Genomic DNA, 14,682 nt, shown 5'->3' on the forward strand with positions numbered 1-14,682 from the left:
AGCTTTGATTTATAAAGATTTTGTTGAAAACATGATATTTATTTACATTTTTTGTGAATTCTGTTTACAAATAGGTCGGAATAACCTATTATGTAATTAGTTAATACGATGAATGATTTAATTTGTATTGTCCGCGATTATTCATGTAAATAACGAGTTAGTAACATGTATCTTTTGAGGGGAATTAATGTGCATTTGAACATGAGCCGTTTACGGTTGTGAGCATGTCGATTAGTTTGATATTGGGGATATAAGTTATGCGGCCAAAACCAAGGAGCAATCGGGGGTTCTTCGGCTGAACTTGTGAAAAAGGTTGCCTCAAACTTTCAAAACTCACCGTGATGGTGAGTTTTTTTCTTGCCTCATCATTCAACATGCGACGTGGAGTTAATTTCGTGCTACCATAGACCTATCAAATACGGGGGGATGAAGATTGTGTCCAAATCAAGATTAGAGGCATTTAGTGACGGAGTTTTTGCCATTATTATTACCATCATTGTCTTGGAATTAAGTACGCCGAATCAGCCGACTTGGAGTGCCATTGTTAGTAGTGGTTGGATTTGGAAATTCATGGCGTATGTCATCAGCTTTTTGCTGACCGCTAGTTTCTGGATTAGTCATCACAATATCATTAACAGTGTCCGTAAAGTGACCACCCGTTTACTTTGGTTAATCGTGTTGACCATTTTTCCAATTTCATTAATTCCAGTGGCCACGGCTTGGTATGGTGAATTTCCAACTTCCGTCGCACCAAGTGTGGTTTATGCCGTCGATTACATGTTAATTATTATTATGTTGTATTGGTTAGCCAGTATGACTTCGCGTCAAATTGAAGATGAAAAACAACGTAACGCCTTGAAAAAAATTAATGATACGCGTTTAATCTTAATTATCCCGGGATTGATTTCCATTGTCTTCGCCTTTATCTGGCCATTGGTTACGGCTGTGATGATTGCGTTGTTTACTCGCAGCTGGGCAATACGAGCGGTCATTCGCAACAAAGGATAAATTTAAAAATGGAGTGAGAATATGACAGCTAATAATGAAACAGAAGCATTAATGTTAGACCACCGCACAATTCGTAAATTTAAGGATCAACCGTTAGATAGTGACCGTGTCGATAATCTGTTGGCAATTGCGCAACGTACCGCCACGTCTAATTTTATGCAGGCCTATACGGTGATTAGAATTAAAGACAAACAACAACTAGCCCGTATGAGCGAACTAGGTAATCATCAGTTTACTGGTGGCGAAGAACTGGTAATGTTCATCGCTGATCAAAAACGTAACGTTGAATTGGCTCAAAAAGCCGGTCAGAGTATTGAGTATATGATCAACTTCGACCGCTTCTTAGGCGGCTTTTATGATGCTACCTTGGCCGCACAATCATTTGCGTTAGCTGCTGAAAGTGAAGGCTTGGGATCGTTAATTATGGGGTCATTTTTGGATGACGTGCAAGCCACTATTGAAGCATTGGAACTACCGCAATATACTTTCCCAGTTTTGGGAGTTGCCATTGGAGTACCAGATGACAAACCTGAAAAGAAACCGCGGTTAAACAAGTCATTGTTCCAAATGACAGATAAATATCGACCGGCACCAGATTATGATGCTCAAATGGAAGATTATGATCAACGGGTATACCAGTATTACAATACGCGGGCTGGGGCTCCTCGTCAGGAAAAATTTAGCGAGATGATTAATCGGTTTGCCGCACATGGTAATCCTAGTCGGGACGCGATTTTTTCAATGGTCGCACATCAGGGATTTAAGTTAGAGTAGTCAAATAGTTTTGAATGTTAAGCAAATATTCTTTATATGTTAATTAATAGACTTAATTCAGAATAGTATTCTGTTTTAAGTCTATTTTTGCTATAGTGTATTATTAACAAAGATGCATAAAATGTAGATTAAGTAGACCAAATCCACACGATTACTGCTCAATGTGATACTGTCCCACTATATTGATATATACCAATTCAAATTTTATCTTGCGTCGGATTTAGCAAACGTGTAAAATTTTGTCTATTGGCAATGAGAAGGAGATAAGATATGAAGACGTATTTACAGAAAATGGGTAGATCTTTAATGCTTCCCGTGGCAGTTTTACCAGCTGCCGCACTTTTAGTCGGGATTGGGAATTGGCTACCTCAAGATTAATTCTTCGCTAAGTTCTTGAGTGCTGGTTCTAATGCAATTTTGGGTAGTTTACCTATTTTATTTGCGATAGGTCTCGCAATCGGGATGTCTAAAGGTGGGGATGGTGCCGCTGCACTAGCTGGTTTGGTTGGTTATTTAATTCCAACCAAAGTGCTTTATCCTGCATCCGTAGCGACTTTGATGGGAATCAAAGAAACCAAAGTTGATCCTGCCTACGCTAGTCTTGGTAGTAATGTCTTTATTGGGATTATTGCCGGGTTAATTGCTGCCGCGCTGTATGACCGCTTTTATCAGACCAAATTACCGATGGCGCTCTCGTTTTTTAGTGGGAAACGGTTAGTTCCAATCGTGACTGCCGCAGTAATGTTGGTGGTGACTGCCTTGTTAATCGTGATTTGGCCACCAGTCTACGAAGGCCTGGTTAACTTTGGTAAGTTTATCGTGAACTTAGGTGCAGTCGGTGCCGGACTTTATGGGTTCTTTAACCGATTATTGATTCCAACCGGGCTACATCAAGCGTTGAATTCAGTCTTTTGGTTTGATACGGCGGGAATTAATGATATCGGTAAGTTTTGGGCTAACAAGGGAACCAAAGGGATTACGGGGATGTATCAAGCCGGTTTCTTCCCAGTAATGATGTTTGGTTTACCAGCCGGAGCTTTGGCAATGTACCGCAATGCCCGTGCTGACAAAAAGAAACAAGTTGGTGGTTTATTGATGGCTGGTGCGTTTGCGTCATTCTTTACTGGCGTTACCGAACCATTGGAATTTTCATTTATGTTTGTCGCTTGGCCATTATATTTAATTCATGCCGCTTTGACTGGCTTGTCACTGGCCTTTGCTGCCTTCATGCACTGGACAGCCGGATTTGCATTTAGCGCCGGACTTGTCGATTATTCTTTGAGTTTTCACATGGCGATTGCCAATAAACCGTACATGTTAATTGTGCAAGGCTTAGTGATGGCAGTTATTTATTACTTCACTTTTGATTTTGCGATTAAGAAGTTTAACTTGATGACTCCCGGTCGCGAACCTGATGTGGTTGAAGATGAGAGTACTGCCGTTGCCACTGATGAAAATGATGACAAGTATACCGTCCAAGCTAAGAAAATTTATGCGGCGATTGGCGGTAAAAATAATATTAAAGTGATTGATAATTGTACGACCCGTTTGCGCCTGCAATTAAATGATCCGCAGGCAGTTAATCAACCAGCGGTGCGTGCTTCTGGCGCTGCCGGTGTGAATTTGCTAGATGATACAAATGTGCATATCATTGTCGGGACTGAGGTGCAATTCGTGGCCGAAGCGTTGAAGAAACTTTATGCAGATGGTGCGGAAGTGGGCGAAGTTACTGAAGAACCAGCAACTGCTCCCGCCGAAACCAATCCAAATGTTGAATCTGGTGTCGTCAATGATTTTTATAGTGTCGCAAATGGTGCATTCGTCAATATTGAAGATGTCGATGATGCCACATTTGCTCAGAAATTATTAGGCGATGGGTATGCGGTCAATCCGACCGAAGGACAAATTGTGTCACCAGTTGATGGCGAAATTATGTCGATCTTTCCAACTAAACATGCCATCGGTATCAAAACCGATTCAGGGTTAGAGATTCTGGTGCATATCGGGATTAACACGGTTGCATTGAAAGGTGAACCTTTTGATGTTGTCGTGGAAGCTGGTCAAAAAGTGACTCATGGTCAATTATTGGCAAAGGTTGATTTGGAAGCTATTACCGCTGCTGGTAAGTCAACAACTACAATGGTCATTATTACCAACATGGCCGATGTGGCTTATATGAAAGTTAGTGCGAACGGAAATGTTACCAACGCTGACAAGATTGCGACAATCACAACTAAATAAATTTTAAAAGATTTAATGATTTTTATAGATAAAAAAGTGCGTATCCACGTTTGATTTATGGGTACGCATTTTTACTTGATTTGCATTAAAATTAAAAAATTTTGTGAGGGAAATGACTGAGGGAAAGTTGGTTATGTGTAGGAATTAGAGTGGAGTATAATTCGTTTTACGATTTTGCTAAAGTATTTGAAATAAAAAAGACTAGTCACAAGGACTAGTCAACCAAAACACGTACTATACTCCGTCAGCCATCTAATATCACAACTATCAGGTGACCTTAACACAAAGTAATCATATCATGGATTTTGAGGTTGTCAAAATAATCATATCGACGGCGGAAATGAAGTTATGCGTGGGGAAAGATGGATAATAAGATGATATGTAAGCAAAATGTAAATTTCCTTTAAGGATGACAAAGTTGGCGATAATTTTGATAGGATGACTTGAAATGATTGGAAAAAAATCGATATAATGATTGTTGATTATGTATCGGCTTAACGTGCGTAATTTGTGGTATTATTTTGGTAGGAAGATTTGATGTAGAGGTGAAACTGGGTGGCCAAACGAAGACGAAAAAAGTACCGTCCGACCAATTTTTTATTTAATCGTGGCCATTTAAAGTGGAAAAACTTATTCGTTTTGTTGCTGGCATTTTTCTTGGTAGGTTATGGAGTTTATGAACTTCACCAAATTCGGGTGGAACAAGAAGCTCGTGCAAAGATGCCATCTGCAAAAGAACAGTTTATTGCGTCAGTCAAACCAGAAGCGCAGGCGATGATGAAGCAACATCATGTCTATGCTTCAATTACGATTGCTCAAGCTATTTTGGAATCTAACTGGGGTAAAAGTACGCTTGCCGCCAAATACTACAATTTATTCGGTGTCAAAAGTGATGATCCAAACAATAGTAAGGTTTTACGCACGCAAGAATATGTCAACGGCGAGTGGATTACGATTAATGGTCGGTTTCAAGTATATGCCAGTTGGAATGCTTCAATTGATGATCATGCCTTATTGATGGTTAATGGTACGACTTACAACAGTCAACAGTATGCGCAAGTAATTGCCGCAACTAGTTATCAAGATGCTGCACAAGCTTTGCAAAATGCGGGCTATGCAACTGATCCAACGTACGCAAGCAAGTTAATATCAATTATTCAGAAATACAAACTAGATCAATATGACAGTTAGGGGATTATAATGAAGGCATTAGAAGAACGCATTAAACAAGACGGGGTTGTTTTATCTGGGGATGTTTTGAAAGTTGACCAATTTTTAAATCATCAAATGGATCCAGACTTAATGTTTGAAATGGGTCAGGAATTTGCCCACTTATTCCAAAACCAAGGAATTACCAAAATTTTGACAGTCGAATCTTCTGGGATTGCGCCGGCTATTATGACGGGGTTACAAATGCATGTGCCGGTTATCTTCGCACGTAAGCAAAAAAGCCTGACGTTGACCGACGATTTGTATTCTTCTTCAGTCTATTCATTTACCAAACAAACTGAAAACCAAATTACGGTTTCTCAAAAGTATATTAATGCTGACGACAAAGTGCTGATTATTGATGATTTTTTAGCCAATGGTCAAGCTGTCTTCGGACTAATTGATATTGCCAAGCAAGCAGGTATTGAAGTAGCAGGGGTCGGAATTGTGATTGAAAAAAGTTTCCAACCCGGTGCCGATAAAATTAAGGCACAAGGCATTCATTTAGAATCATTAGCCAGAATCAAGTCGTTGGCTGATGGCAAAGTAACCTTTATGGATGAGCAGTAAAATAAATTGATGAGGTGTTAACAATGAGCAATCAACCATTTTATCCAGGACAAATATTAGGAGTTATGGGTGGAGGATATTCAGCTTTGCGGCTAGTGATGGTGGCAAAAGTAATGGGATACAAGGTTGGAGCATACGGGCCATCGCCGTCGGATGATGCACTACAACAGGCGGATTTTATGATTATCGGTGCAAATAACGATAAGGATCAGTTGAAGCATTTTGCGGAAGAATGTGATTTTGTCGCGTATGTCGACGATATGATTAATTCGTCAGTGATTGAATATATCAGTCAGTTTACGACGGTTCCTCAGGGCCAAAATGCGCTCGAAATCATTCAAGATCGTTTATTAGGACGGGCATTTTTTGACCAAATTAATGTTAATATTGCTCCCTATGTCACGATTTTAGGCTTAGATGATGTCTATTCATCAATTGATTCCATTGGTTATCCGGCGGTGATTCGGCCAATTCAACGGGTTCGGGACAACGATTCATTACTGATTAGTCGGTCCTCAGATGTTGCCAAGGCTGCGGATTTCATTGACACCGGGACGTTTGTGTTGGAATCTTACATTCCGCATGTGCGTGAGTTTTCATTAATCATTGCTAAAGGACAAATTGATCGGTCGTTCCCAATTATTGAAAAACAAATTGAGGGCACCCAATTGATTTCGGCCAAATTGGCGAAACTAAGTCAACCCGTTGTTGATGAGATGCTACGAATTGGTAATGAAACGGCAAGCGGGATTGATGGCTATGGCAGCATTGAAATCGAGTTTTATTTGACTGATACGAATGCATTGTATTTGAAAGGGATTAAGCCGGGTATCTGCGTTCAAGCAGATTTATTTGATACAGTCACTAATGTTGATCAATATACCCAATTTATCACGGCGATTGCCGGCGCACCTTTGAAAGATGTCAAAGTCATTCAACAGGCTGTTTTAAAAACTTTTGAACAAAGTCAATTACCTGAATTACAAACGCAGTGGGTGTTGAAAGACAACTGGTACTACTACGGTTACCCCGAACCCATTAAATCAAAAATTGGCCACATTATTGCGACTGGTGAATCCGTTGATAAAATCGAAATGCAACTGGATAATACCGAAATGTGGAGTGAGAAAAAAGAATCCGAATAGGATTCTTTTTTATTTGGCCATAAAATAATTGGTTGCAAAGTCGATAAATGCCTGTTTGGCCCGCGAAATATATTGTTGTTTGTGATATGAAATGGCGACGAATCGTGGTTGCTCAGGACTATCAATCCGGTAGAAATGTAAATCATGGACCGTCGGACTGGATTGAACCAACGTATCCGTAATAAAGGCGGCGCCCCAATACTGTTTAGCAAATTCAAAGCTACTTACTTGTTGATTAACGGTCAATGGTGAAATGGGTGAAAAGTTAGCCTCAGCAAAGTACGATTTGGTGCGTTGATAGATTTCATTAGACGGCGTCATTAGGATAAACGGTAATTCGGTGAGTTCGGCTAAGTTAATTTTTGGGCGTTGATCAGTTAGGTGTAAACCATTGGCAATATCGTTGCTGCGATAGCCACTACGATTGACCAGCTGAGCTGGCATTAATTCATCGGCCACCGCCAATAATATATGATTTTCAAAGAGCTGGACTGTTTCAATATTGGGATTTAAAAACCAGTCCGTATCAACCGCTAAGTCTAATTTATTTTGAATTAACAAGCTGGGCAATTCAGGGAAGGGAGCTTCTTGTAAGTCGAGATGAACCTGGGGATATTCAGTGTGAAATTGTTTCAGTAGAGGTGGCAATAAATAATTGACTGAAATAAAGGCGCCACCTAACTTGAGAGTGCCGACGACATTATGTTTTAAATTGTCGAGGTCATCTTGGAGTTCTTCTTGTAAGGTTTGAACTTGTTGCGCTTTGGCGACATAGATTTCGCCTACCGCCGTGAGCGTTAGCGGATTATTGGTGCGTTCAAATAGTTGATAACCCAATTCAGTTTCGAGCTTTTTGACGGCGATGCTCAATGCCGGCTGTGAAATATGTAACTGCTTGGCAGCGTTTGAAAAAGTCCCTTGCTCAACAATCGTTAAAATATAATCACTAATGGTAAACATACTGGCCTCCATAAATATTATTTATGACTCATAATATATAATATGATTTATACTAATGAAATGCTATGCTAAGGACAATATTTTTTTGGAGAGTGATGGGATTGATTACATTTTTGATTGTGTGTCCGTTGGTATTTTTGGGTGGTTTTGTCGATTCCATCGCGGGTGGTGGTGGCCTAATTTCGCTGCCGGCGTACGTGATGACGGGGATGCCGGTGCATTTTGCAATTGGCACTAACAAACTATCGTCAGCGATGGGAACGACGGTTTCGACCTTGCAGTTTGCACGGAGTGGTTACATGAAATTGAAGTTGTCAGTGGTGACAATTTTGGCAGCTTTACTTGGATCATTTTCTGGGGCAAGAATTGCGTTACATATTTCCGATTATTATTTTCGGATTATCTTACTGGTGGTATTGCCGTTGACCGCCTTGTACCTGGTCTTTAACAAGAAAGCGCTCAAAGCAAATTCGTTCTCCGAAGACGTGGTGAGTAAGCAAGTATGGACGTCGGTGGTGATTGCATTTACGCTAGGCATTTATGACGGCTTTTACGGTCCGGGAACAGGGACCTTTTTGTTACTGTGTTTGACAGGTATTGCACATCTGCCAATTAATTTAGCCGCGGGGACGACGAAAGTGATTAACCTGACGACTAACGTGACGGCGCTCTCAGTGTTCTTGTTCAGTGGCAAAGTATTGCTCGTCTTAGGTTTAACCGCCGGATTGTTTGGGATTGCCGGTAATTATCTCGGGGCCGTTTATTTCAAACGTGGCGGTGCGAAGATTGCCAAACCAATTATTTTGGTGGTGTTGGTGATTTTCTTTGTTAAATTAATTTTTGATTTTATTAAATAGTTAATAAACGGTTTAATCAATGGTGAGTCTGCTTTTCAGCGGATGTCACCATTTTTTCGTGGACTGAGCAGTGCCATTACATGCATAAATTTGGTATAATATTTAATGATTGAATTTAGAGGGGATTGACATACAAGTGGCAAATTTACCATTAATAAAAGGAATGAATGACCGGCAGTCTGAAGCGGTTTTGGCAACTGAAGGACCATTACTCGTCATGGCTGGTGCCGGATCTGGCAAAACGCGGGTGCTGACCCACCGGATTGCGTATTTAATTGAAGAAAAAGATGTTAATCCATGGAATATTTTAGCGATTACCTTTACCAACAAGGCAGCTAAAGAAATGCGTGACCGGGTTGGTAAATTATTACCTGAAGGTGCGCGTGATGTTTGGGTTTCAACGTTCCATGCATTGTGCGTCCGAATTTTACGCCGAGACATTGAACAAATTGGTTATAACCGTGCCTTTACGATTGCGGCCACCAGTGAACAACGGACGTTAATCAAACGAGTCTGTGCGGATTTAAATATTGATACTAAAAAGTTTGATCCTCGCGCAATTGGCTCAGAAATTTCCAACGCAAAGAATGCTTTGAAAACCCCAGCTGAATATGAAAAAGACGCTGCTTCACCCTTTGAAAACATTGTGGCGAACGTCTACAAAAATTACCAACGTGAATTACGGGCGAACCAAGCCGTCGACTTTGACGATTTGATTATGCTCACGATTGAATTGTTTGAACTAAATCCAGAAACGTTGGCGTTCTACCAAAACAAATTCCACTATATCCATGTGGATGAATACCAAGATACCAATGATGCTCAATACAAGCTGGTTAACATGTTGGCGCAACAATTCAGAAATCTCTGTGTAGTTGGGGATGCTGATCAGAGTATTTACGGTTGGCGTGGTGCCAATATGGAAAATATCTTGAACTTTGAAAAAGATTATCCAGACGCTAAAACTGTGCTCTTAAATCAAAACTATCGTTCAACTCAAACCATTTTGGATGCCGCAAATGAGGTCATTCAAAACAACACGATTCGCCGTGAAAAAGACTTGTGGACTGACAATGGCAAGGGTGAAAAAATATCTTATTATCGTGGCCAGTCAGAAAATGACGAGTCTCATTTTGTGGTCTCAAAAATTCAAGAAGGTATCAAAGATAACCACCAAAATTACAATGATTTTGCGATTCTCTACCGGACTAACGCCCAATCACGTGTAATTGAAGAAACCTTCCTTAAAGCCAATGTTCCATACACAATGGTTGGTGGACATAAGTTCTACGACCGGAAAGAAATCCGTGATGTGCTTGCATATTTAACCTTAATGGTTAATCCTGCTGACTCAATGAGCTTTGAGCGGGTAGTCAACGAACCCAAACGTGGTATCGGTGCTAGCAGCATTGAAAAATTGCGCTTATTTGCCGGTGACAACGGATGGTCCATGTTAGAAGCTTCTCAAAATGTCTTGTTAAACAATGGCCTTTCAACTCGGGCGCGTAATTCACTCGATGACTTTGGCCGGATTATGACCGACCTCCAAAAAATGACTGAGTTCCTATCTATTACTGAACTGACGGAACAAATCTTGAAAAAGACGGGTTACACCGCTGCTTTAGCGGCTAATCCCACCCTTGAAAATCAATCTCGGATTGAAAACTTGGATGAATTCATGTCTGTTACTCAAGAATATGATAAAGCTCATCCTGATGATGAAGTTGAAAATAAATCAGATAATTTAATTAACTTTTTAGCTGATTTACAATTAGTTTCTGCGCAAGATGATGTCGATGAATCAGCACCGGCTGTGACCTTAATGACTTTGCATGCCGCTAAGGGACTTGAATTTCCAGTCGTCTTTTTGATGGGCTTGGAAGAAGGCATTTTTCCATTATCTCGGGCCATTATGGAAGATGATGAATTGGAAGAAGAACGTCGTCTCGCTTACGTCGGAATTACTCGTGCGAAGACGAAACTGTATTTAACCAATGCTTATTCACGGATGCTGTACGGCCGTCACCAAAATAATCAAGCTTCACGCTTCATTGATGAAATCGATGCTGATTTAATTAAAAATGAAAACGTGAATGTTGGTGGAGGCGCATCTGGTGCGCGTCAAGTGCCATTCGCACAACGCAATGCAACTGCAACAACCTATCACGCCGACACCACTTCGTCTAAAGTGGTGTCATTTAATGGCACAGGCGCTGACAAAGTGGCTTGGAAGACTGGCGATAAAGTCAACCACAAAAAGTGGGGTCAAGGGACAGTTGTTAAAATCAATGGAGAAGGCGACGATATGGAACTTGATATTGCCTTCCCAGCTCAAGGTATCAAACGCCTCTTAGCTAGCTTTGCACCGATAGAAAAAGGATAGTGTGAGACCATTCACGCATTGGTCTTGAGCACTAATCTAGAATTACTCACATTACCGTTTTTGGGTAGTGCGAGTGATTCATTATTAGGCGTAAAAGGCAGTACATTGGAACATAGCTGGCACACTTGTTTTTCGACAAACAAACCGAACCAATCGCGAATATAATTCAGTAACAAAGGTGAATTGAATGGATGAATTAAAACCAATTGAACAGCTGACACTGGCAGAAGCGACTAGTGAAATTAATGAGATTAAAGCTAAAATTGTGCAATGGGGAGTTGAGTATTATGAACAAGATCAACCCTCTGTTGAAGATTTTATCTATGATCAAACGTATGCTAGATTAGTGGCGTTGGAAACTAAATTTCCAGAATTAGTCACTGCCGATTCACCAACACAACAGGTCGGTGGAGCACCGGATAGCAACTTAGACAAGGTGGTCCATGAAATTCCAATGTTGTCGATGGGGGATGTATTCTCCGTTGAAGAATTAATGGAATTTAACGACCGAGTTTATAAAAATACAAAAGATAATCTAGAATTTAATTTGGAATTAAAAATTGATGGACTCGCCGTCTCGATGGTCTATGAAAACGGAAAGTTTGTTCAAGGATCAACTCGGGGCAACGGAACCATCGGCGAAGACATCACTAAAAATTTAAAAATGATCAAATCAGTCCCCCAACAGCTCAGTGAACCATTATCGGTTGAGGTTCGTGGTGAATGTTATATGCCAAAAGAAGCGTTCGCCAAGTTAAATTTACAACGAGAAGCTGATGGCGAGGCAGTTTTTGCCAATCCACGGAATGCCGCTGCAGGTAGCTTACGTCAATTAGATGCCAAAGTGACGGCGGAGCGTGAGTTGAGCGTATTTGCTTATTACGTTCCTGAATTTGAGGTACTTGGAGTTGATACTCAAAGTGCTGCCTTGGAACGACTCAAAGAATTAGGCTTCTCAATTAATGAAAATTATCAAAAAGTGACTACACCAGCTGAAATTCATGATTACATTGATAAGTTCACTGAGCAACGGAACTCGCTTGAATTTGGCATTGATGGGATTGTGGAAAAGGTCAATGACTTACATTTACAAGCTGAACTAGGGAATACCGTTAAGGTACCGCGCTGGGAAATTGCCTATAAATTTCCACCAGAAGAGGAACAAACCATTCTGCGTGAAATTGAATGGACTGTGGGCCGAACTGGTACAGTGACACCGACAGCGGTCATGGATCCAGTGCAATTAGCTGGAACAACCGTCTCACGGGCTTCCCTGCATAACCCGGATTATTTAATTGAAAAAGACGTTCGCATTGGCGATACCGTCTACTTGCATAAAGCGGGCGATATTATCCCAGAAATTTCTCATGTTAACCTCGCAAAACGGTTATCAGATAGCGTCGCCTACGAAATCCCTACTAGATGTCCAGAATGTGATTCACAACTGGTTCATTTAGACGGAGAAGTGGCTTTACGGTGTATCAATCCGATGTGTCCAGCGCAAATTAAGGAAGGCTTGGCTCATTTTGCTTCCCGGAACGCGATGAACATTGACGGCCTTGGCCCTCGAATCGTTGAGCAGTTATTTGAACTCAAAATGATTGATGATGTGGCCGGTTTATATCGGCTGACTAAGGATCAATTATTAACTTTAGATAAATTTGGGGAGAAATCCGCCGATAACCTATTGACAGCCATCGACACAAGTCGGCATAATTCATTAGAACGTTTATTATTTGGGTTAGGGATTCGCCATGTTGGTGCGAAAGCTGCCAAAATTATCGCAACTCATTTTACCTCGATTGAGACACTCATGACGGCTTCTAGCGAAGCAATTAGTGAAGTGGAATCGATTGGACCAACAATCGGCGATAGCGTCGTGACCTATTTTGATAATGATCAAGTTAAACAATTAGTGAATGAATTACAAACCGCCGGGGTTAATACAGATTATCTCGGGGCAACGGATGTAATTGTTGATAGCGAATGGACTGGACAAAAAGTTGTCCTGACAGGTAAGCTAGAGGCATTCACACGCAATGATGCGAAAGAGTGGCTGGAAGCACACGGTGCCAATGTGGTTGGCAGTGTTTCGAAAAAAACCGATTTACTCATTGCTGGCGCTGATGCTGGTAGTAAATTAGCAAAAGCACAAGATTTAGGCATTGAGATATGGAACGAGCAACGTTTTGAAACGGCCATGAAGGAGGATTCATCGAATTGAAATTTAAAAAGGCAATTGCCATAGTCGCGAGCTTATCAGTTACATTGATTTTAGCGTCATGTAGTTTTGGCAGCTCAAGTTCAAGTAGCAGTAAGTCGTCGAGCTATTCCACAACTGGAAAGGCCGAAAGTGGTACTTATCAAGGCGTTATCAAAAATGGTAAATATCAAGTCAGTAAGTCTCGTGGGGTCAATGTCAGTCAAAACGATAACCTCTTTAACTTGAAGAGTTTTGAAACTGGCTTACTCAATGTTTCTAAGAAAGTTTACTCGACCAAATCGTACGTCTTTGAAGAAGGGCAATACCTTTCAACAAGTACAATTGAAAACTGGCTGTCTCGTAAGTCGAGCAGTAATGCGTCTGGTTTGAATCCTGTTAAAGGTAAAACCAATGGTACTCGTAATCCAATCTATATCCAACAAATTGAAGAACAAGACTTTATGAGTCAAAGTGGTAGTTCCTTGAAATTACATGGAATTACCGTCGGAATTGGTTTGAATTCGATTGATTACTACCAAAAGACGACTGATGGTCCAACTTATAAGCAAAATATTAGTGATTCAGAAATGAAGGACTATGGTGAAAAAGCTGCTCAAACAGTTTTGAAACGTTTGCGTAAAAAGAGTGCCTTAAAAGACGTGCCGATTACGATTGCGCTTTACAAGCAAGCCGCTAATGATAGCTTGGTCGGTGGAACCTTCTTTGAATACACTTCAAATAGTGGTTCAACGATTAGTAGTTGGAAACAAATGAATGTGAAGAATAAAGTTTATCCTAAGGCATCATCAACTAGCAGTAGTAGTGATGATCAAGATGATAACGATACGTTCTCTAATTTTAAGAGCCAAATTCAAGGCTTCTTCCCTAACTTGAGTGGTGTAACCGCTCAAGCACAATATACTGATGGTAGCTTATCGGGGATGCATATCACCGTTACAACGCAATTCTACAGTCAAACTGAAATTACCAGTTTCACTCAATACATTGCGCAAGCCGCTAACAAGTATCTACAAAAGGGAATCCCAATTGATATTAAGATTCAATCTGCGACTGACTTACAAGCAATTGCCTTCCGTGATTCGGGCGATAGTAAGTTTACAACGCATGTGTTTGATAGTTATTAAAATTGAAGAGTGCGAGCTCAATCGGGAATACCGGAGCTTCTAACATAAAAATGGTCGTCCAAGTGGGTTTGCTTGAATGGCCATTTTTGAGTTAGGTGACGGTATTGATTGAGCGAGCACGTTTCAAAAAAATATAATATTTATAGCTTCTAACTGAAAATAACACCTATGATTTGTTTTTTGAATC

The 14,682-nt window shown here is 40.6% G+C and carries 10 protein-coding genes and 1 pseudogene; 10 read left to right on the forward strand and 1 reads right to left on the reverse strand.

The genetic code is table 11. The annotated features are described in order from the left end of the window. The first annotated feature begins 435 nt into the window (after nucleotides 1–435). The 6 genes and pseudogenes from F0161_RS03780 (at nucleotide 436) to F0161_RS03805 (ending at nucleotide 6,947) form a co-directional block, all read left to right on the forward strand. A complete protein-coding gene (locus tag F0161_RS03780; RefSeq protein ID WP_190318904.1) occupies nucleotides 436–1,008 on the forward strand; it encodes a TMEM175 family protein in 573 nt (190 codons plus the stop codon). Between the two features lie 21 nt (nucleotides 1,009–1,029). Beyond that, the gene (locus F0161_RS03785) at nucleotides 1,030–1,782 is read left to right on the forward strand and encodes a nitroreductase family protein (RefSeq protein WP_137601983.1); all 753 of its coding nucleotides are present in this window, start codon (nucleotides 1,030–1,032) and stop codon (nucleotides 1,780–1,782) included. A gap of 270 nt (nucleotides 1,783–2,052) precedes the next feature. Then, nucleotides 2,053–4,023 (forward strand): annotated as a pseudogene (nagE, locus tag F0161_RS03790) (N-acetylglucosamine-specific PTS transporter subunit IIBC). 555 nt (nucleotides 4,024–4,578) lie between these two features. Continuing rightward, nucleotides 4,579–5,214, forward strand: coding sequence for a glycoside hydrolase family 73 protein (locus F0161_RS03795; protein WP_150203759.1), 636 nt, complete (start codon nucleotides 4,579–4,581; stop codon nucleotides 5,212–5,214). 9 nt (nucleotides 5,215–5,223) lie between these two features. Continuing rightward, nucleotides 5,224–5,802 carry a xanthine phosphoribosyltransferase gene (locus F0161_RS03800; protein ID WP_137601985.1) on the forward strand — a complete coding sequence of 193 codons (579 nt, stop codon included), beginning with the start codon at nucleotides 5,224–5,226 and terminating at the stop codon, nucleotides 5,800–5,802. Nucleotides 5,803–5,825: 23 nt separating this feature from the next. Then, on the forward strand, nucleotides 5,826–6,947 hold the full coding sequence (locus F0161_RS03805) for an ATP-grasp domain-containing protein (protein ID WP_150203760.1): 1,122 nt from the start codon (nucleotides 5,826–5,828) through the stop codon (nucleotides 6,945–6,947). A 9-nt stretch (nucleotides 6,948–6,956) separates the two neighbouring features. Here F0161_RS03805 and F0161_RS03810 read toward each other — a convergent pair whose 3' ends face one another. Beyond that, nucleotides 6,957–7,907 carry a LysR family transcriptional regulator gene (locus F0161_RS03810; RefSeq protein ID WP_190318905.1) on the reverse strand — a complete coding sequence of 317 codons (951 nt, stop codon included), beginning with the start codon at nucleotides 7,905–7,907 and terminating at the stop codon, nucleotides 6,957–6,959. Nucleotides 7,908–8,002: 95 nt separating this feature from the next. Here F0161_RS03810 and F0161_RS03815 point away from each other — a divergent pair, with 95 nt between their 5' ends. The 4 genes from F0161_RS03815 (at nucleotide 8,003) to F0161_RS03830 (ending at nucleotide 14,495) form a co-directional block, all read left to right on the forward strand. Beyond that, nucleotides 8,003–8,764, forward strand: a complete 762-nt coding sequence (locus tag F0161_RS03815) for a sulfite exporter TauE/SafE family protein (RefSeq protein ID WP_225420295.1) — start codon at nucleotides 8,003–8,005, stop codon at nucleotides 8,762–8,764. A 163-nt stretch (nucleotides 8,765–8,927) separates the two neighbouring features. Next, a complete protein-coding gene (pcrA, locus tag F0161_RS03820; protein ID WP_150204626.1) occupies nucleotides 8,928–11,147 on the forward strand; it encodes a DNA helicase PcrA in 2,220 nt (739 codons plus the stop codon). A 187-nt stretch (nucleotides 11,148–11,334) separates the two neighbouring features. Then, complete coding sequence (ligA, locus tag F0161_RS03825; RefSeq protein ID WP_137601989.1) at nucleotides 11,335–13,371, forward strand: NAD-dependent DNA ligase LigA; 2,037 nt, start codon at nucleotides 11,335–11,337, stop codon at nucleotides 13,369–13,371. Next, nucleotides 13,362–14,495 (forward strand): CamS family sex pheromone protein, encoded by a 1,134-nt coding sequence (locus tag F0161_RS03830; protein ID WP_390904533.1) that lies wholly within the window; start codon nucleotides 13,362–13,364, stop codon nucleotides 14,493–14,495. The genes ligA and F0161_RS03830 overlap by 10 nt, the downstream gene beginning before the upstream one ends. The last annotated feature ends 187 nt before the right edge of the window (nucleotides 14,496–14,682 follow it).

Origin of the sequence: Paucilactobacillus nenjiangensis, from assembly GCF_008632615.1 — a bacterium.
In the GTDB taxonomy this organism is placed as follows: domain Bacteria; phylum Bacillota; class Bacilli; order Lactobacillales; family Lactobacillaceae; genus Paucilactobacillus; species Paucilactobacillus nenjiangensis.